This window comes from Croceimicrobium sp. (genome assembly GCF_965228705.1).
In the GTDB taxonomy this organism is placed as follows: Bacteria; Bacteroidota; Bacteroidia; order Flavobacteriales; family Schleiferiaceae; genus Croceimicrobium.
The window spans coordinates 351753-370090 of the sequence record NZ_OZ245832.1 but is presented as its reverse complement, the minus strand read 5'-3'; the positions used below and the strand labels follow the sequence as shown (position 1 = coordinate 370090).

The following is an 18338-nucleotide window of genomic DNA, read 5'->3' as shown; positions in this document are numbered from 1 at the left end:
AAAATGGTTGTCACTACCTACTCAGATATTTCTACTAATTTATACTTTTTGTTTTTAGTTCTAGGCTTACTGGGCTTAAGGTTTAAAGTGTAACTACTTGGACTGGATTCCATGGATTTGATTTTCCATTCAAAGTCTATTGGAGTGCTATTATTCAATACTCGCTTTTGCTGGAACTTGTTATGGTGTTCCACTGCTTGTTTGAGGCATAGTCGGAGCTCATGAAGGTTAGTAGGCTTCCAGTAATTGAGGTATCGGTTTTTAATCAAATCATTGGTTTTCTCTGCATAGGGGTTTTCCCAAGAATAGTAACACATACTTTGCTTTAAGCCTTTGCCTTTGCAATACTCACGATAGCTACGCTCTTCATACTGTCGGCCTCCATCACTATGATGAATAAGACCGCTTAAGTTGGTGTAGCCGGCTTTCTTTCGAGTGGCAATGGCCTGCTTTAAAACTTCTTTGAAGTGGACTGCGTTAGCTCTGCTATAAGCCCCATAGCCTAGGATCCTTTGAGAATAAACATCCGTAATGAACATCAAATAATAGCATTTTGACCCGTTCAGATAATAGGTCATATCGGCTTGCCAAACCTCATTGATGGATCGTACTTGTTTATCAATGAGAAGGTTGTCAAACTTACGTTGATCGCTTTTGGTGGTTCGGATATACCTCGTATTCCTTTTAACCTGTAAGCCCAGTTCAGCAGCTAGTGCCTCGAACTTATCCCGTCCAATGGAAAGCTGATCCGCATGAGCATAATAGATGGGTCTACAGCCTAAGCCAGGGCAGGCCACACGCGCGGACAGGATCAGGCTACGCAGGCCGTCTTCAAGCCCAACAAGCTCCCTTCTTAGAGCTTGGGGCTTGTAGTAGGCCTGCCGGCTAAAGCCCAGCAAATGACAGCTTCTCCTGATCGACACTTCAGTCTTTGTCTCCAGCTTTATTTGCCTTTGGATGCTCTCGCGCCAAAACTTTTTTTTAGGTCCACCTTATATTCTTCTGAGGCCAGGTCTACGATATGGCGGTACAAATCGGCTTCTAACTGCTTTCGTCCTAAAGCAGCCTCCAACTCTTTGGTGCGCGCCTCTAATTCCTTCAGACGTTTGTCAACACTATTGTTTTCCACTACTATGCGTGTTTGTGTCTTCAAGGTACGAGAATACTTGTTTAACCAGTTATAAACTGTTTGTGGTGATTTAATCTCGTAAATCCTACAGGCTTGATATACCCGAAGTTCTCCCGATTCAATCTGTTTGACCACTTCCTTGCGCAAGGTCTCACTAAATACACGTTGACGTCTTAAGTTTTCTTTTTGTCCCATTTTTCTCTTGGTTTTAGAGAGAATAGGTGTCAACTTTTTTCAGGCGCGGTCATAAACTCTACATTCTACACTCTAAATTCTAAAATATCCCATCCCGGTCTCCGCAAGGAGATCGGGATTTTTTTTTGACCAGCAATGAAGTCAATGGCATATCATGCCCGCTCTAAAAGATTTTAAACTAAAATAAATTAGCCCTTTATAGTTATTTATTAATCTTCTAATTTATCTAATAATTCTTATTCGGAATAATTTCTCATTTCTCCCACACATAGCTACCCTCAGGTTTGAAGATCCTCCCAATAGGGTTTAAACAACTGTATATTAGCTTATTAAATCCACAATCAAATCAAGAAAGCTAATTTCTTCAGAAATACATAGCTCCTTTATCGGTCGATTTATTAAATCATTAACTTATAGTAAAGCTTGATTTTACCCGCATTTAATGCGATTTAAATCAACGTAAAAACATCTGTTTAATGAGACAAACCAATGATTTACTCAAAATGACCACTTATGAAGAATAAAGGACCACCCTAGCAATGGAAACAGAGAAGGAATAATCACGGAATCAGAAACGAAGAAGCGCTTAGATCTGCATTTCAAATCGATCGAACAGCTTCTTTTCAAAATCAAATAAAGAAGATGAATAAATTAAAGATTCTCATCGGAATATGGCTTTTAGGACTATCTGCTCTATTAGCTCAAAATGGTCCAACACCTTGTGGTAGTTCCATAAATTATGCTCCTGATCCAGACTATCCTGGATATACTCCTACAAAAAGGCTAAGGCTGGTATTACATATCATACAAGAAGCGAATGGTAAAAGCAATTTTACTGCTGTTGATATGGCAGACCAAAGCGGTCATCCCCAAAGTGCTTATTGGCAAAACCTAATAAACTCATTAAATCGGGTTCATGCCAATCTAGCTGAGGAAAGTCGGCAAGATCCCGACCATCCCACGCCACATATGCTAGATAGTAGAATTCGCTTTAGCTTGTCGCCTCAAAATGTGGTTTATGATCGAGACCCCGAATTTCATAAACACTTCACCGATTCAAAAGAGGATCGCTTAAACAGTTTGTACAAACGTTTTGTGACGGACAATCCCAATTTGAATTTTAAGGAAAACGCCTTACATGTCTTTGCTTTTCCCCATCATTCACCCAATGATGACCATTGGGGTAGTTTCAATTCGAATCGGCTTATTTTAAATGGATCCTACCAAGATTTTTTAGCAAATGGTATAAGTGCTTGGGCCACTATGACCGGTGCCTTGAATCATGAAATAGCACATTGCATAGGTCTATTATCGCCAAACAGAGATGCGAACTACAATTGTGATCCTTTTCAGGATGATTTCTGTGATGACACCCCTTCGAGTCAAGCTCTAAACCCCTGCCCTTGTAATAGCAGTCCGGCTGCGGATGGACTCCCCTGTTCCAATAATATGATGGCTTCAAATGCTCGGAAAGATGCCCTTACCCGATGTCAGATTGGGCGATTACATTATGCATTAACCCATAACAATGCCCGGCATTATGTTGACTTTTCTGACTTCTGTAATTATCACGACAGGCCTTTAAGTTTAGCAGGTGGCAGCAATGAAGTATGGGAAAACCCGCGTTATTTAATAGGTGACTTAATTCTTGAGCCTGGTGCTAGCCTAACCCTAAAATGCTATTTATCCCTTCCTGAAAAGGCAGTAATTAAGGTAATGCCCGGTGCAAAACTCATCATTGATGGCGGACAGGTTGGAAACATCTGCGGAAAATACTTTGATGGAGTTTATGTTTTTGGGGATTCCCATCGCAGTCAATCGCCTGCAAATCAAGGCATGGTGATTTTAAAGAACAATGCCATCATCGAAAACGCAGTAGTTGGCTTAAGCTTTATTGGTATCAAGGGCAATTATCAGAATAGAACTTTGGTATGGAGTCAAACCGGTGGCTATGTTTTAGCGGAGAACAGCAGCTTTAGAAATAATTTAAAGGATGTTGAATTTATGAGTTACCACCCTAAAAACAGTCTGGGCAAGGAGGTGAATAATCGTTCCTATTTCGAAAACTGTAATTTCCTAACTACGGATGAAGCCCCACTTTCGGCATCGCAATTCAAGGACCATATTAGTATGTGGGATGTGAATGGCATTCGTTTTAGTGGATGTAGTTTTAGGGAGGAGCGCAGTGCTATGCCCGCATCCGAATCGCGTACTGGTATCAAAAGTATTCGATCCTCTTTCCAAATCGATCACCGTTGTATCAATCCTTCCAACTGTATAAATTTTGACCGAAGTGAGTTTCTCGGATTAAAACAAGCAGTTGAAGCTCGGCGTAATGGCAGCAAGGGTTTAATTAAAATTGAACATACTCAGATAAGCTGCTATAAAGGCATCTACCTCTTTGGTACCTTCGAAAGTTTAGTCCGTGCCAATATTTTCGAGATCGAGCACATTCCTATCCTGGCGAGCAATTTTACAGAATATCCATATGGCCTGTACCTTGATGCCTGCGATCAGTTTAATACCGAAGGCAATCAGTTTAATGGTCACGGCAATGCAATGGCTGAAGGCGCTGCCGGTTTGGTTATACGAAATGCGGGGGAGGCCGATAATGAATTTTACCGATCCCAATTCCAAGACCTGCACCTGGGATCTCAGGCTATCGGTATTAATCGACATAGCCAGTACCTAAAGGGTCTTCGCTTTCGTTGCAATAGCTATTTAAATGGATTTACGGATTTAGATATTCGTGAGGCCCCTATGTCGATATCTCCACTATTTGGAATTGCTCGGAACCAAGGATTTAGAAGCCCTCCCGTTCTTCTACCCAATAATGAGTTTAGTAATTTTAGTAGCATTCTCAATTTCAATATAGATAATGAAGGAGCCCAAATAGACTATGTATTTGATGGCCCAGCCAATCGCACTAATTTGAAATACCCCTATTCTATTAGTCCCCGGGTACGCAGACTCGCCAAGGCTGGCCCTTCGGTCTGTTCCAATCGCATTTCTACTTATGGTAGTGATGGCACTCAATTAGAAATCGATTTGATGAATGCGAAACCCCTCCTTATTCAAGGCTTAAATCAAATGCAATTGCTTACAGATGGTGGCAATACGGATTATTTCCTGCAATTGATAGAAAGTGCCGTTCCTGGAAATGCTTTACAGGTTTACAATGACCTCCAATCGGCCTCACCCTTTCTCAGTAATTGGGTACTCGCTCAATTGGCTGCTTCTGAATATCCTTTTAGTCAAGAGCAAATTCGGGATCTATTAATGGCAAATCCACATTCGGCTCGCAATCCTACTCTAATCCAAAGCCTCCGGAACCGAAGCGATAATTTCCCGGAAGCCTATATCCTAGATATTGCTGGGACAGGGGAGCAATACAGTCTTCGCGATAGCCTTATGGAAGATTTAGCCAGAGTAGAATTGGAATACACTAAAATTCTGAATGAGTACATAGCAGGCCGAATGCTGGACAGCAATAACAGCACAGAAGCTTTACATTCTTACCTAAAGCATCCTAGTCAAGCTTCCTTTCACTACCATTTGGCCGATCGCTATTTCGCCGACAAGAATTTTGTGAAATTCAATCAGGTAAAAGATAGCATCGCTCTAGTCTTCCCTTTAAGAGGGAGGGATTTAGAGTATCATCAAAGTTATGAGCAGTTGTACAGCATGCTATATAATTGGTTTTTACAGGATAGTGTTTTATTTAAAGCCGAAGATCACATCACGGAATTGCAAAACTTTGCTACTAGTCACAATCAATTACCTGATGAATACTTTGCCCTATTAGCCATGCTTGATCAATTTCCCCTCTTGCATGATGTCTACATGCCCGAATCAGGACTTAGCGCCAAGCATAATCTAAGTTCAGACAGCAATTTGATTAAGGTAGAAGACAATACCCTTAGCTTATATCCAAATCCCGCAAATGAAAAGATAGAATTGGCTTGGACCGGCAAAGGGCAGCCCTCAAATGTTCAAGTTTTTGAGTCAAGCGGACGAATACTATACCATCGAGAGTGGTCTGGCAAAGAGCCTTTACTCATCAACATTTCCAAATGGCCTAGTGGCACTTATTGGATACAAGTACAAGATGAGAGGCACGGTACCCTGCATCGTTCCTTAATTGTTAGTCATTAAAGTTTAGCAGAAATCGTTCAATTCGACTTCAATCCCGGTTCTAAATTGAGCCGGGATTTTTCTATTTTCAAAGCAATAATCAAATTCATTAAAGCCTGGAGCGTTTTAATGGAATAATGATCAAGATTTGAGAAGTCAAGAACACAGCATAAGGTCCAGCGGTAAGGCCTATCTCTACTTATCCCTCTTCTTGGTTGTGGCATTAAGCCTTTATGCCATTCTCCCCAGGCTAAATCCGCATTTTAATTGGGCTGGCATAAGTCCTGATCTAAAAGACCTAGTATATCAAATTGAAAAAAGAGGTTTAATCTTGGGGCCTGACGAAAATGGCTCTTCCGCGCGAAAAGCGCACGATCAACAAAATCAACTAATGAAACTTGCCTCTACCTACGAATTGACCTGTTTAAAGCAATATCCAAATGGTGCTATCCGAGGTCTTGCCTATCAAGGATTACTGGCTGCTGCAGACTATCCGAATAAAAGTCAACTCCTAAAAGACGCACTTGTGGATACTCTCTATTCGGTGGAATATGTATCCGATTGCTTAGGCTTCGAACTTTCTATTCAGGACTTTTTGCTCAATATTGTTTTTGAGGAGAAATATGGAAACCTATCCGATCAACAGCAAATATTGGTCAAATATCAAATTCAGCCCAGTGATCTAGATATTCTTCGTCGCCCCGATTACTAAAAAGAATCTTTTACTTTTACCTTCAGGCTTATTCTTTAGCCAATTAACTTAACCTGTTTTAATTTAAAAAGCTTCAAGCCATTCTAAGCTTCTGTTTTATGTCGTAAATCTGCTTGGAACAGCTTCAATAGTTACTCCTCCTATGCTTTTAAATATTTCGACCACGCATAAGCCTGCTACGGATTTAGGCTTTTTACTTCATAAGCACCCTGATAAATTTCAATCCTTCGAACTGGCCATTGGTCAAGCCCATGTTTATTACCCGGGAATTTCGGAAGATAGATCTACCATTTCCTTATTGTTGGATATCGATCCCATAGATATGGTAAAAAAGGCGCGTCGTTTGAATGGCGCTGAATTTTCCCTGGGCCAATACGTAAATGATCGGCCTTATGTGGCCTCCTCTTTTATGAGTGTCGCCATAGCCAAAGCCTTCTCCAGCGCTTTAAATGGCAAGTGTAAGGATAAGCCCGAATTAGTAGAACAAGCCTTGCCCTTAGAAGTAAGTCTTGCTGTATTACCCGCTGCAAAAGGAGGTGAAAAATTGATTAAAAGCCTTTTCGGACCTTTGGGCTATACACTTGATATCCAGAACCATGCTTTAGATTCTAAATTCCAATCCTGGGGGAAAAGCAAATACTTCACCCTGCGACTTAAGCATGAAATTCGTCTTCAAGACTTATTATCGCATCTCTATGTTTTGATTCCGGTTTTGGATAATGACAAACATTATTTCGTGAATCAAAAGGAAATAGATAAACTCCTGGAAAGAGGCAAGGGCTGGTTAGAAGCGCATCCCAAAAAAGACCTGATTATTAGTCGTTACTTATTCAACTTAAAGTCCTTAACCCGAGAAGCTCTGGATCGATTAGACGATGACAAATCCGTAGAATCGGAAAGCGAAGAAAATGAAAACCCAGAGCTTAAAATCAAAAAAGAAAACCTGCATCAACAACGACTGGCTGCAGTAGTTGAACAACTGAGAGATTCGGGTGCGCAAACGGTTATTGACCTGGGCTGTGGTGAAGGAAAATTACTTCGCTTACTCCTGAAGGAAAAGCAATTTCAAAAAATTACCGGGATGGATGTTTCCTATCAATCCCTCAGTTTTGCCAAAGAGAAATTAGGCTGGGATGAAATGGCACCAGCCCAAAAAGCCCGAATCAATTTGTTTCAAGGGGCCTTAACCTATGAAGACCAGCGATTAAAGAATTTTGAAGCCGCCGCCCTGGTAGAAGTTATCGAACACCTCGATGAAAACCGGCTTGCTGCCCTTGAGAGAGTAGTCTTTGAAAAGGCTCAACCTCAAACAGTGATTTTAACCACGCCAAATGCCGAATACAATTCGCAGTACGATAGCCTTGATGCTGGCAGCATGCGACATCATGATCATCGCTTTGAATGGACACGAGCACAATTTGAAGAATGGGCCCAAAAAGTGGCCTTGAAAAATAATTACAGTGTTGAGTTTTTGCCAATCGGTACGGAAGTAGAAAACCTTGGCGCACCTTCACAAATGGGAATATTCACCTATGGAAATTAAAGTACCTGAATTATCTCTGGTCCTGCTGATCGGGACTTCAGGATCCGGTAAAAGCACCTTTGCCAAAAAGCATTTTAGCAAGTTCGAAGTAGTGTCTTCCGATGAATGTAGAGGCATTGTTTCTAATGATGAAAATAATCTTGCCGCCACCACAGATGCTTTTGAGCTTTTACATTATACCGTAGCTAAGCGCTTAAAAAATGGCTTATTAACAGTGGTGGATGCCACCAATATACAACCTGAAGCTCGCAAAGGCCTCTTGCAATTGGCGCGTGAATACCATTGCTTACCCATTGCCATTGTGTTTAATATCCCGGAGTCAGTTTGCGAAGAAAGAAACGCTAAGCGTGATGACCGAAACCTGGGTAACCATGTTCTTCGTCAACAAAGGCAGCACTTAAAACGCTCTTTAAAGTCCTTAAAAAGAGAGGGCTTCAAACAAATACAAATTTTCCACTCGGTAGAAGAGGTAAATCAAGTTCAGGGGATAAGCCGTGCTAAACTCTACAATGACAAAAAAGACATCACAGGACCTTTTGATATCATAGGTGACATTCATGGCTGTTATGATGAATGCCTAGATCTCTTACAAAAACTGGGATATGAAATAAATGAGGTGGCGGATGATGGTCAAAACTTTGGCCTCCAAGCGCAACATCCTCAAAATCGTCAGGTAATATTTCTCGGCGATTTGGTAGATCGCGGTCCCAATTCGCCTGCAGTCCTAAAACTCGTGATGAGTATGGTTCATACTGGTAGTGCCTGGTGTGTACCCGGAAACCATGATATTAAACTTCAGAGAAAACTCAGCGGTAAAAATGTTAATCTGAAGCATGGTTTAGCAGAAACTATGGCGCAAATGGAAAATGAGCCTAGTGACTTTCATCAGCAAGTAAAAGAATTCCTCTACAGCCTTATTAGTCATTATGTCTTTGACCAGGGAAATTTAGTAGTAGCCCATGCCGGGATTAAGGAAGAAATGCAAGGTAGAGGATCTGGTGCTATTCGTGCTTTCTGCCTTTACGGAGAAACTTCTGGTGAGATTGATGAATTTGGACTACCAGTACGCTACGATTGGGCTTCGGAATATAGAGGAAAAGCCAAAGTGGTGTATGGCCATACACCAGTACCCGAAGCCGAATGGCTAAATAAAACTATTGATATTGATACGGGCTGTGTCTTTGGAGGCAAGCTAAGCGCCCTCCGCTATCCAGAAGAAGAACTGGTTTCAGTTCCTGCTAAAGAAGTGTATTGTGATCCTGTAAAACCATTCTTGGAAGGACCTGAAAGTCAATTGAACAACCAACAAATTGATGATGATCTTCTCAATATTGAAGATGTAAGCGGGAAACGCATAGTTCAAACCCGCCTACGGAATAATCTCACCATCCGCGAAGAAAATTCTATCGCTGCCTTGGAGGTGATGAGTCGATTTGCCGTAAATCCCAAATGGCTGATATACCTCCCTCCTACCATGTCGCCCTGCGAAACCAGCAGCCAAGAGGCCTATTTGGAGTTTCCTGAAGAAGCCCTAAACTACTATAAGAATCAAGGTCTGAAAAGTCTCATCTGCGAAGAAAAACACATGGGCTCTCGGGCCGTACTTGTAATCTGCAAAAACGAGGAGGTTGCCAAGGAAAGATTCGGAGTTGAAGGTGAAGGAATTGGAGTTTGTTATACGCGTACCGGTCGAAATTTCTTCAGCAATCCCGATTTAGAAAAGGAATTCTTAGATCGAGTTCAAAAAGCCTTGGAAGATTCTGGCTTTTGGAATAAAATGAACACCGATTGGCTTTGCATGGATACCGAGCTAATGCCCTGGTCTGCCAAAGCCCAATCTCTGATCAAAGATCAATATGCAGCAGTAGGTGCCGCCGCTCAAAATGCATTAGCCGAAGTAGAGAAATCGCTAGGCTTAGCCCAAAAACGTGGCATTGCTGGAATTGATGAACAGCTTAAGAAAATTAAAGCGAAACAAAAGGCAGTATCCAATTACGTCCAAGCCTATCAGAACTATTGTTGGGAAGTACAAAGTATTGAGGATTACAAACTGGCCCCCTTCCACCTATTAGCTACAGAAGGGGCTGTTCATGTCGATAAAAACCATGAGTGGCACATGGAGCAAATAAAGGAAATTTGCCAGGCCGACCCCGCTTTGTTTAGGATCACTCCTTACAAAAAAGTAGATCTTGATGATGAAAATAAAATCGAGGAAGTAATCAAGTGGTGGATTGAACTTACCCAAAAAGGGGGAGAAGGTATGGTTGTAAAGCCCTATGATTTTCTGGCCTATGGTAAAAAGGGTTTAGTACAGCCAGCCATAAAATGCCGGGGGAAGGAATACCTCAGAATCATCTATGGACCCGAATATGATACCGTCCCCAATCTTAAAAGATTGAAGAAGAGAGGACTGTCTAAAAAGCGCTCTCTGGCCTTACGCGAATTTGCTTTGGGTATTGAAAGTTTAGAACGTTTTGTTCGAAAAGAACCCCTACGCCGAACCCATGAAAGTGTTTTTGGAGTATTGGCCTTGGAAAGTGAAGAAGTAGATCCAAGACTTTAAGCAAATGTGTACCCCTAGGAACTTGTGAAAAACCGCAGTAAATTTGTTTTCCATTTTTTAGACGACTCCCTCCCATGCGATTCTTGAAGCAATTACGATTCAAGCTTATAGAATTACTCTTAAAAATTAAAAGCCTCGGCAATAAACCTCAAAAAACGGAGGAGGAAGAGCCGGTGTTCTTTATCATGGGTTCTGGGCGCAATGGAAGCACGCTTTTAGCGCGACTGCTCAATAATCACAGCGACGTTTTCCTACCTCCGGAACAATTTGCCTTGCCTTTCACCATTGCAGATTGGCAATTTTCCCGTTTCAAATCCTGGACCTCCTTCTACCAGAAACAACTGAAGCGCTATTTAAAGAACAACCAGAGTTGGAAGCTGGAGGAAAAGGATTTTAAAAAAATAGAATCCGAGCTTAGAGCCCTCGACAAGGAAGAACGAGGTCCGGGAAGCATTTTCAAACAAGTATTTGAGCGCTACGCTAAAAAATTTGGTGGTCCGGCCAAACTCTATGGTGATCACTCTCCATTAAGCACGGAATACTACAAATACATCTATCATGAATTCCCGGATGGCAAGTACATTTTCTTACTTCGACATCCTTATGATGTGGTACTCTCCTATTCCAAAATGAAGGAACACAAAGCCAGCGATCCTGAATACGCGGCCTGGAAATGGAATAATAGCATCAAGGCTTACGACTATCTGAAGAAGAAAAATTGCAATGTACTCTTAGTGAAGTACCGCGATTTAGTTTCTAAGCCTGAAGAAGTGACTGAAAAAATTCAGGATTTTCTGGATATCGACCCCCAGGATGTAATTAATACCCTACCACCAAACCCTGAAGATGATCCCCTCGGAGCCGGAACCCACGTCCATCACCAAAGGCTCTACAAAGCTGTGGATGCTAGTTCCGTTGGCAAATGGAAGGAGGAACTGAACCCTGAAATCATTGAGCAAATCGAGGAAACAGTAGAAGAAAATGCCGCTCGCTTTCATTTTAATTTACACGCCTGAAAAGCGGGTTAATTCTCTTCTTCCCTAAAAGCGAGGATTTTACTATAATCCTGCTCCCCCCTCTTAACCTTCGATTAAAATTCCCAATCTATACTTTAAGCAGCCTTAACCTTAACCGAACACTAAGGGTGCATTGCCATAGGACTTTTGTGCTTTCCTAAACAAAAGATCTATGAAACGAACAATTACTATTACACTCTGCTTACTGAGCAGTTTTATGATTCAGGCTCAAAACCTGATCGACCTTTCTCATTTAGCCAGTTATAAAAGCGGTGCCTTTGATGAGGGTGCCATGGAGATTGTAGCTTATAACCCTACAGCCCAGGTTTTATACGCAGTAAATGGCTACAGCGATCATATTGATGTTTTTGACATCTCCAACCCGAACAACATCACCAAAACTGATTCTATCGACATTACCGTTTACGGAGATGGCGCTAATTCTGTGGCCTACAAATCCGGTTACCTAGCGGTTGCAGTAGAAGCCAATGACTTTGATCAGAATGGTCATATTGTGTTTTTCGACTCCACACTATCTTTCATTACCAGTCTCGAAGTAGGAGTATTACCTGATATGGTAACCTTCACTAAAGACGGAATGTATGTACTTAGCGCCAATGAAGGTGAGCCCGATGATGATTACAGCGCTGATCCCATGGGTAGCGTTTCCATTATCGACATTTCCGGTGGCGTACAGAATGTAAGTCAGGGCAATGTTACTACCCTTGATTTCACTCAATTCGATGCCAATTATGATCCTGCCATCCGCAATTTCGGTCCGGTAGCCGATTATATGGAAGACCTCGAAAACACTGCTGATTCTTTAGATAACCTGATCATCGTTACTACGGCTGGTAATATCGGTTGGTACTATGATGATTACAGCGGTGATCACTACGCTGAAATGAATGCCTATTCTGCCAGCGGCCCTACTACCACCTGGATGATTACTCCTGCCATGAATTTCACCGGTCAGGACTCGGTTTACTTCAGCTTTGAGAACACTCGTAACTTCAGTGGTGGTTCTTTGGAAGTATTAATTTCTACCGACTTTGATCCTTTAACTCACACCGATCCTGCAAATGCCAATTGGGATACCATTACTGGCAATTTCGCCTTCTCCACTGGCGGATATGCAGATACCAATTCAGGTCGTTTCAGCTTAGAAAATTACTTGACGCCTAATGTGAGCATCGCTTTCGTATACGAAGGTGCCCCTGGTGCTGGAAACTCTTCTGTTTGGCAAATTGACGATTTGATGTTCGAAGGTACCATGCCACGCTTATCTCAAAACCTGGAGCCCGAGTACATTGCTGTTGCTCCAGATAACAGCAAGGCTTTTGTTGTTTGTCAAGAAAACAATGCAATGGCAGTTATCGACTTGGCCAGCAAAAGCATCACTTCCTTAAAGCCTTTGGGTTTTAAAGATTACTCTAATGGTAACAATAAAATGGATGCTTCTAACCGTGCCAGCAGCATCGACATTCGCAACTGGCCTGTATTTGGGATGTATCAACCAGATGCCATCAAAGCATTTGAAGTAAATGGTACTACCTACATCGCTACAGCCAACGAAGGTGACTCTCGCGACTATGATTTCTACAGCGAAGAAGAGCGTGTTAAGGACCTTACATTAGATGCTACTGCCTTCCCAAATGCCGCTAACCTGCAAATGGAAGACAGCTTAGGTCGATTAAACATTACCACTTCTTTGGGTGATACGGATGGTGATGGAGATTACGACGAATTATACTCTTATGGAGGTCGTGGTTTCTCCATTTGGGATGAGAACATGAACCTGATCTGGGATAGTGAAGATCAATTCGCTCAGACATTATTCAGCCTCTACCCCAATGAGTTCAACTCTAATAATGATGATAACAGCTCCTTAAAATCTCGTTCTGATGATAAGGCTTCAGAGCCCGAAGCGATTGAAATTGCGGTAATCAACGGATTTACCATTGCCTTTGTAGGTTTAGAGCGTATGGGGGGAATCATGGTTTATGATATCACTGACCCTAGCAACCCTAGTTTCATTAGCTACTTCTTACACCGCGACTTTAGCGTATCTGCCGATGATATTAATGCCGGTGATTTAGGTCCTGAAGACATCAAGTTTATCCCCGCTGCTCAAAGTCCAAATGGTGAAAATTTATTAGCTATTGCCAATGAAGTATCCGGAACCCTTTCCTTATACAGCATTGGTGGTACCATCGGATTAAATGAAGAAGAGCGTGCTTTAAGCTTGCAAGCGTATCCTAACCCAAGCAATGGCTTGGTACAGTTTAGCCAGGAGATCGAAGGGGGTAAACTTTACAACCTGAATGGTCAAATGGTGATGAACATTGAAGGAAACAAAGCCGACTTAAGCGCTTTACCTAGCGGAATTTACCAATTGGTATCTGCTCAAGGTAAACTTCAGATTTTAAAGAAATAAGGCTTTTTAATCGACCTAACAACAAATTTAGAATCCCGATTCAGGTGAAAGCTTGGGTCGGGATTTCTTATTTCTTGGAACTAAGTCGCATACTGTCCCGCCGTGTCAATTTCTTGATGTACTCTAATTTCCGGAAACGCAAAGCACTCCAATCTTCATCAATGGCAATCTGACGTACCGGCTCCATATTGTACTGCCCAATCTGGTTCCAACCCGAATCGCGATTAATTTCACTCGTAAAGCGCTTACTACTTTTCTTAGGATAGGCAAACCAGAGTGGTGCATCCCCCTCCATTAATGGACAAAGCTTATCGATCCAATGATTAAGATCCTCTTGCATTTGCACAAAAACGAAGGCATAGTTTAAAGCTGAATCATGATCCTGAGCTACAGATTCCTTAATCCAATCCTTAAATGAATCGAGTAAAGTATCGGGCACATTGGCCAATAGCAAAGGGCTTTCGCCTTTATATGCCATCTTTTTTAGTAAAGCCGCATCCATAGTTTAATTGTCTTTTTCACCTACAACCCTTCGAAACTCCTCTAAAAGAGAGTCGCGATTAAAAGGTTTTCGCAGGTAATTTCGAATCAATCCCGAATTTAATGCTTGTTGAATTTCATCATTGATCTCAAAGCCAGTTAAGATGTAAAAGGGAGCTTTTTGAAGATGAGCGCGAATACTCTGCAAAAACTCAACTCCATTTTGTCCAGGCATCTTCATATCACTTACTACCACATCCGGCTTTAAGCCTTCAGCTACCTTTTGGTAAGCCTCTTGCGGATCTTTAGCGGTGAGCACCTCAAAGTGCTTTTTAAAGTTTAGACTGAAAAGGAGCAAATTCATCTCCTCATCATCAACATAGAGAATTTGGGGTAAACTCATGAATTAGGAATTTCAACAGTGACGGTGGTACCCTGCCCCTCTTGGGACTGGATACTTAATTTACCATGATGCTGATCAATAATATTGTAAGCGATAGACAGTCCCAACCCCACTCCTTCTCCTGGAGACCGAGTGGTGAAAAATGGATCGGTCACCTTTAATAGGTTTTCGTCGGCTATGCCAATGCCACTATCCTGTATTTGTACCAGAATACCGTTTTCCAGATTCTCGGCATTTATTTTTAATACACCGCAATCTGGCATGGCTTGAAAGGCGTTTTGAATGATATTAAAGAATACTTGATAAAGCTCGGCCCGATTACCAATTACCTTTATCTCCTTGGCTTTAACGGCGTTTTGAATTTGAATATCCTGCGAATATTCGGGTAGGAGTAAAACCAATACATTGTCGAGAATACGCCCTATATCGCAACTTTCTATTTTCTCCCCACCTTGATTACTCATCTGGTTTAAGGAGCGGATTATGCGATGTACCCGCTGGAGTCCTTCGCGAATACCACGAATATAAATTTGGGTTTCTTCATTATGCTCCGCCAGTTTTTGGTCTTCCAGCCCTATTAAACCTCCCGAAATATAATTGAGAGGATTGTTTACCTCATGGGCCAGGCCTCTGGTGAGCAAGCCAATTGAAGCCATTTTCTCGGCTTGCATCAATTTGCTTTGAGCGGATTTTAAATCTTCGAGAGCCTTTTGCAATTGAAGATTTTGATTGTGGATGATATCATTCTTTTCCTGCAACTTTTCATGCTTCTCATGCAGCTCTTGTAAGGCTTGATCTAAATCTTGCGTTTTTTCTTGAACCGTATGCTCCAGGCTCCTTTGATGAGACTCTAAACTCTGCTCTACAGTTCTGAGATGTCCTAAATGTCGACGTAGAAAAACGAATAATAAAGCTCCGGTGGCTACCACGTAAAACCAACCTTTATAGGTTTGCAGCTCACTTTGCATGGCAGGGGAATCCGCTAAATTATTAACGGCCAGATCCGAAAACAGGATCCAAAGCGCCCCAATAATCAGATAGATTAAGCTAATGCGATATTCAAACTTCAATTCCCCTAAATATTATTTCCTTCTTAATTATCTCTCTTTTCGAAGTCTTCGTTCTCCTTTATCCGAAGGCGACGAAAAGCTAGATAAATGATAAGAATCAGGATAATTAACCAAATTCCACCATTGATATAGATCGACCAATTGAACTCCATCAGTTTAACTTAACTGCGGTACCATAAGCCAAAATTTCGGCCGCTCCCTGCATAACCATAGCCGTTGTCAATCGAATATTAATGACGGCATCAGCACCTAAGCGCACAGCATCTTGCTCCAGTCTTTGCAAAGCCTGTTCTCTGGCGTGGGCTTGCAATTTGCTGTACTCTTCAATTTCACCACCTACAATATTTTTAAGACCCGCGAAAATATCCCGACCAATGTTTCGGGCTCTAACCGTGCTTCCACGCGCTATTCCCAATATCTCAGTTACTTCTCGATTAGGTATAAAGTCGGTGGTGCTAAGTATCATTTTAATTTTTGTTTAGGCTAGTGCTCTAATGTACAAAATGCAATTTCACTTGAATTAGGCAACCAAATAAAAAATTGAGCATCCAAAATAGTGAACCCTTAAACCTCAATCTGCTATGAAATCTGCTTCGCTTCTTTTGGCACTTCTATTTTGCCTCCCTCCAGTGTTTGCCCAACACGGAGAGGCTATTTTAACCGGAATTGTAATCGACTCCAAAACAGGAGATACTGTCAGGAATTATTACCTCACCATTCAAAATCAGGAAAACGGTAAAGTCTTCTACTGTATTAAAGAATTTCAGGATAGCATCTCCAGCTATTCACTATATGGAATTCCTCCTGGAATCTATAATTTGAACTGCTATAATTTCTATAGCCATCAGCGTAAACGAATTTTAAATGTTCGTCTTGATGAAGGCTTTAACAATTGGTATCCTCGCTTAGAAGAGCCCGAAGATGTGAAATTTGTAACTCGAACCCCAAAGTATTATCCTGAGTATATTTTTGACTCTGAAGATTTTCCCGAGTTTAAACCCTTAAGTCTTTACCCCAATCCCGTACATGAAACAGCCGCCCTTGCTGAAGGTGAATGCTACAATCGGGTGGATATCTATAATGTTAGTGGAAACTTGCTCAAAACCATTCATTTTGAAGAAGGACAAGAACAAAAAATGGACTTAAGTGATTTGCCTTTTGGCTTTTATATCTGCAAAGCCAGCAGCGACAAATTTGATCTAAGTGAAACGGTGAAATTCATCAAACTTTAGCCTAGCAAAGCTCTCAAAGCCAGCTCATAGCCTTTAAGCCCAAGGCCGGTGATTACTCCCCTAACTGCTGGCGATAAATAGCTTTTATGTCGGAAGCTCTCACGCTGATAAACATTGGAAAGATGCACTTCGATAATTGGACAGTCAATTGATTTGGCCGCATCCGCCAGAGCGATCGAAGTATGAGTAAAGGCGGCGGGATTAAAAATAATGCCCTGACATTCCTCCGCCAAGTCATGTATGGCGTTTACCAATTCGCCTTCCACATTGGATTGACGATAGATGATTTCATGCCCTGGAAAATCAACTTGCAGCTTCTCCAAATACGATTCGAAGCCTTGATGTCCGTAAATTTCCGGTTCGCGCTTTCCCAATAAGTTGAGATTCGGACCGTTGAGAATACCCACTTTCATTAGCTACCTTTAGCCGAGCCAAAATACTTAAAAATGCAGTGGAAAGGCGCCATTCGTGAATTCAAAAACTATCTGCAACTGGAGAAGGGTCTGGCCGATAATTCGGTGAAAGCCTATCTCCGCGACTTAAATAAAATTGCCAATTATTTCGAGAATGAAGAGCTGGGGCCCTTGCAACTAAACCTTTTCCGTTTAGAGAAATGCCTGCGGGATTTGCAAAATCATGGTTTGAGCACCCGCAGTCAGGCTCGCTTAATCTCCTCCCTTCGTGCTTTCTACAAGTATTTAATCTTAGAAGACTATATCGATCAAAATCCAGCTGAACTACTGGAAGGACCTAAATTGGATCAAAAGCTTCCGGAGTATTTAGAGGAAGAAGAAGTAGCGGCCATGATCGATAGTATTGACCGCTCCAAGCCCGAAGGCATGCGCAATGTGGCAATTTTCGAAACCCTCTATGCCTGTGGCTTGCGGGTATCCGAATTAGTGGGGCTGCGCATTTCAGATCTCTTTTTTAAGGAAGACCTGATTCGAGTTGTAGGTAAAGGCAATAAGGAAAGACTGGTTCCCATCAACAGCTTGGCTCAAAAAATGATTGAGCTCTACCGACAAGAAGTGCGAGTACACATCCCCATCAAAAAAGGTTCGGAAGACATTCTCTTTCTCAATCGCCGAGGCAGTGCCTTAAGTCGAGCCATGATCTTTAATTTGGTGAAAGATGCCGCGTCCGCTGCGGGCATACGCAAAACCATTTCACCCCATACCTTTCGCCATAGCTTCGCTACGCACCTGGTAAAACATGGCGCCGATCTACGCGCCGTGCAAGAAATGCTGGGGCATGAAAGCATTACCACCACCGAGATTTATACCCATCTCAGCCAACAGCAGTTGCGGGAAACTATTCTGAAGTTTCATCCGAGATCTAAGGATGCATAAATATCGCTCGAATTGCAAATTCGAGCTAGTCGCGTTCAGGACGATACTGGATTGAATTTGCAACTGGATTGAATT

The 18338-nt window shown here is 42.0% G+C and carries 15 protein-coding genes; 8 read left to right on the top strand and 7 right to left on the bottom strand.

Annotation, left to right across the window (positions count from 1 at the left end; genetic code table 11):
- Positions 1 to 17: 17 nt before the first annotated feature.
- Positions 18 to 923 (bottom strand): transposase, encoded by a 906-nt coding sequence (locus ACO05P_RS01515; RefSeq protein WP_421753026.1) that lies wholly within the window; start codon positions 921 to 923, stop codon positions 18 to 20.
- A 20-nt stretch (positions 924 to 943) separates the two neighbouring features.
- Entirely contained in the window at positions 944 to 1324 is a 381-nt protein-coding gene (locus ACO05P_RS01510; RefSeq protein ID WP_421753025.1) for a transposase, read from the bottom strand.
- A gap of 642 nt (positions 1325 to 1966) precedes the next feature.
- Here ACO05P_RS01510 and ACO05P_RS01505 point away from each other — a divergent pair.
- The 6 genes from ACO05P_RS01505 (at position 1967) to ACO05P_RS01480 (ending at position 13729) form a co-directional block, all read left to right on the top strand.
- Positions 1967 to 5479, top strand: coding sequence for a T9SS type A sorting domain-containing protein (locus ACO05P_RS01505; RefSeq protein WP_421753024.1), 3513 nt, complete (start codon positions 1967 to 1969; stop codon positions 5477 to 5479).
- 127 nt (positions 5480 to 5606) lie between these two features.
- Positions 5607 to 6170 (top strand): hypothetical protein, encoded by a 564-nt coding sequence (locus ACO05P_RS01500; RefSeq protein ID WP_421753023.1) that lies wholly within the window; start codon positions 5607 to 5609, stop codon positions 6168 to 6170.
- 142 nt (positions 6171 to 6312) lie between these two features.
- Positions 6313 to 7713 (top strand): 3' terminal RNA ribose 2'-O-methyltransferase Hen1, encoded by a 1401-nt coding sequence (locus ACO05P_RS01495; RefSeq protein ID WP_421753022.1) that lies wholly within the window; start codon positions 6313 to 6315, stop codon positions 7711 to 7713.
- On the top strand, positions 7703 to 10276 hold the full coding sequence (locus ACO05P_RS01490) for a polynucleotide kinase-phosphatase (RefSeq protein ID WP_421753021.1): 2574 nt from the start codon (positions 7703 to 7705) through the stop codon (positions 10274 to 10276). The genes ACO05P_RS01495 and ACO05P_RS01490 overlap by 11 nt, the downstream gene beginning before the upstream one ends.
- Positions 10277 to 10350: 74 nt before the next feature.
- Positions 10351 to 11292: a sulfotransferase family protein gene (locus ACO05P_RS01485; protein ID WP_421753020.1), complete on the top strand. Its 942-nt coding sequence runs from the start codon at positions 10351 to 10353 to the stop codon at positions 11290 to 11292.
- Positions 11293 to 11464: 172 nt separating this feature from the next.
- Entirely contained in the window at positions 11465 to 13729 is a 2265-nt protein-coding gene (locus ACO05P_RS01480) for a choice-of-anchor I family protein (protein WP_421753019.1), read from the top strand.
- 67 nt (positions 13730 to 13796) lie between these two features.
- Here the strand turns inward: ACO05P_RS01480 and ACO05P_RS01475 are convergent, their stop codons facing one another.
- The 4 genes from ACO05P_RS01475 to ACO05P_RS01460 form a co-directional block, all read right to left on the bottom strand.
- The gene (locus ACO05P_RS01475; protein ID WP_421753018.1) at positions 13797 to 14207 is read right to left on the bottom strand and encodes a hypothetical protein; all 411 of its coding nucleotides are present in this window, start codon (positions 14205 to 14207) and stop codon (positions 13797 to 13799) included.
- A 27-nt stretch (positions 14208 to 14234) separates the two neighbouring features.
- A complete protein-coding gene (locus tag ACO05P_RS01470) occupies positions 14235 to 14612 on the bottom strand; it encodes a response regulator (protein WP_421753017.1) in 378 nt (125 codons plus the stop codon).
- Positions 14609 to 15682: a sensor histidine kinase gene (locus ACO05P_RS01465; protein WP_421753016.1), complete on the bottom strand. Its 1074-nt coding sequence runs from the start codon at positions 15680 to 15682 to the stop codon at positions 14609 to 14611. Before ACO05P_RS01465 ends, ACO05P_RS01470 begins: the two co-directional genes overlap by 4 nt.
- Before the next feature lie 151 nt (positions 15683 to 15833).
- The gene (locus ACO05P_RS01460) at positions 15834 to 16148 is read right to left on the bottom strand and encodes a YbjQ family protein (protein WP_421753015.1); all 315 of its coding nucleotides are present in this window, start codon (positions 16146 to 16148) and stop codon (positions 15834 to 15836) included.
- A 115-nt stretch (positions 16149 to 16263) separates the two neighbouring features.
- Here ACO05P_RS01460 and ACO05P_RS01455 point away from each other — a divergent pair, with 115 nt between their 5' ends.
- Positions 16264 to 16914 (top strand): T9SS type A sorting domain-containing protein, encoded by a 651-nt coding sequence (locus tag ACO05P_RS01455; RefSeq protein ID WP_421753014.1) that lies wholly within the window; start codon positions 16264 to 16266, stop codon positions 16912 to 16914.
- Here ACO05P_RS01455 and aroQ read toward each other — a convergent pair.
- Complete coding sequence (gene aroQ / locus ACO05P_RS01450) at positions 16911 to 17327, bottom strand: type II 3-dehydroquinate dehydratase (protein ID WP_421753013.1); 417 nt, start codon at positions 17325 to 17327, stop codon at positions 16911 to 16913. The genes ACO05P_RS01455 and aroQ overlap by 4 nt on opposite strands.
- Before the next feature lie 33 nt (positions 17328 to 17360).
- Here aroQ and xerD point away from each other — a divergent pair, with 33 nt between their 5' ends.
- Positions 17361 to 18263: a site-specific tyrosine recombinase XerD gene (xerD, locus tag ACO05P_RS01445; RefSeq protein WP_421753012.1), complete on the top strand. Its 903-nt coding sequence runs from the start codon at positions 17361 to 17363 to the stop codon at positions 18261 to 18263.
- Positions 18264 to 18338 lie beyond the last annotated feature (75 nt).

Excerpts from the sequence above, each read along its gene's own strand:
- xerD (WP_421753012.1), top strand. The coding sequence starts at position 17,361 with ATGCAGTGGAAAGGCGCCATTCGTGAATTCAAAAACTATCTGCAACTG.
- ACO05P_RS01470 (WP_421753017.1), bottom strand. The coding sequence starts at position 14,612 with ATGAGTTTACCCCAAATTCTCTATGTTGATGATGAGGAGATGAATTTG.
- ACO05P_RS01495 (WP_421753022.1), top strand. The coding sequence starts at position 6,313 with ATGCTTTTAAATATTTCGACCACGCATAAGCCTGCTACGGATTTAGGC.
- ACO05P_RS01475 (WP_421753018.1), bottom strand. The coding sequence starts at position 14,207 with ATGGCATATAAAGGCGAAAGCCCTTTGCTATTGGCCAATGTGCCCGAT.
- ACO05P_RS01460 (WP_421753015.1), bottom strand. The coding sequence starts at position 16,148 with ATGATACTTAGCACCACCGACTTTATACCTAATCGAGAAGTAACTGAG.
- aroQ (WP_421753013.1), bottom strand. The coding sequence starts at position 17,327 with ATGAAAGTGGGTATTCTCAACGGTCCGAATCTCAACTTATTGGGAAAG.
- ACO05P_RS01505 (WP_421753024.1), top strand. The coding sequence starts at position 1,967 with ATGAATAAATTAAAGATTCTCATCGGAATATGGCTTTTAGGACTATCT.
- ACO05P_RS01490 (WP_421753021.1), top strand. The coding sequence starts at position 7,703 with ATGGAAATTAAAGTACCTGAATTATCTCTGGTCCTGCTGATCGGGACT.
- ACO05P_RS01480 (WP_421753019.1), top strand. The coding sequence starts at position 11,465 with ATGAAACGAACAATTACTATTACACTCTGCTTACTGAGCAGTTTTATG.
- ACO05P_RS01510 (WP_421753025.1), bottom strand. The coding sequence starts at position 1,324 with ATGGGACAAAAAGAAAACTTAAGACGTCAACGTGTATTTAGTGAGACC.
- ACO05P_RS01485 (WP_421753020.1), top strand. The coding sequence starts at position 10,351 with ATGCGATTCTTGAAGCAATTACGATTCAAGCTTATAGAATTACTCTTA.
- ACO05P_RS01455 (WP_421753014.1), top strand. The coding sequence starts at position 16,264 with ATGAAATCTGCTTCGCTTCTTTTGGCACTTCTATTTTGCCTCCCTCCA.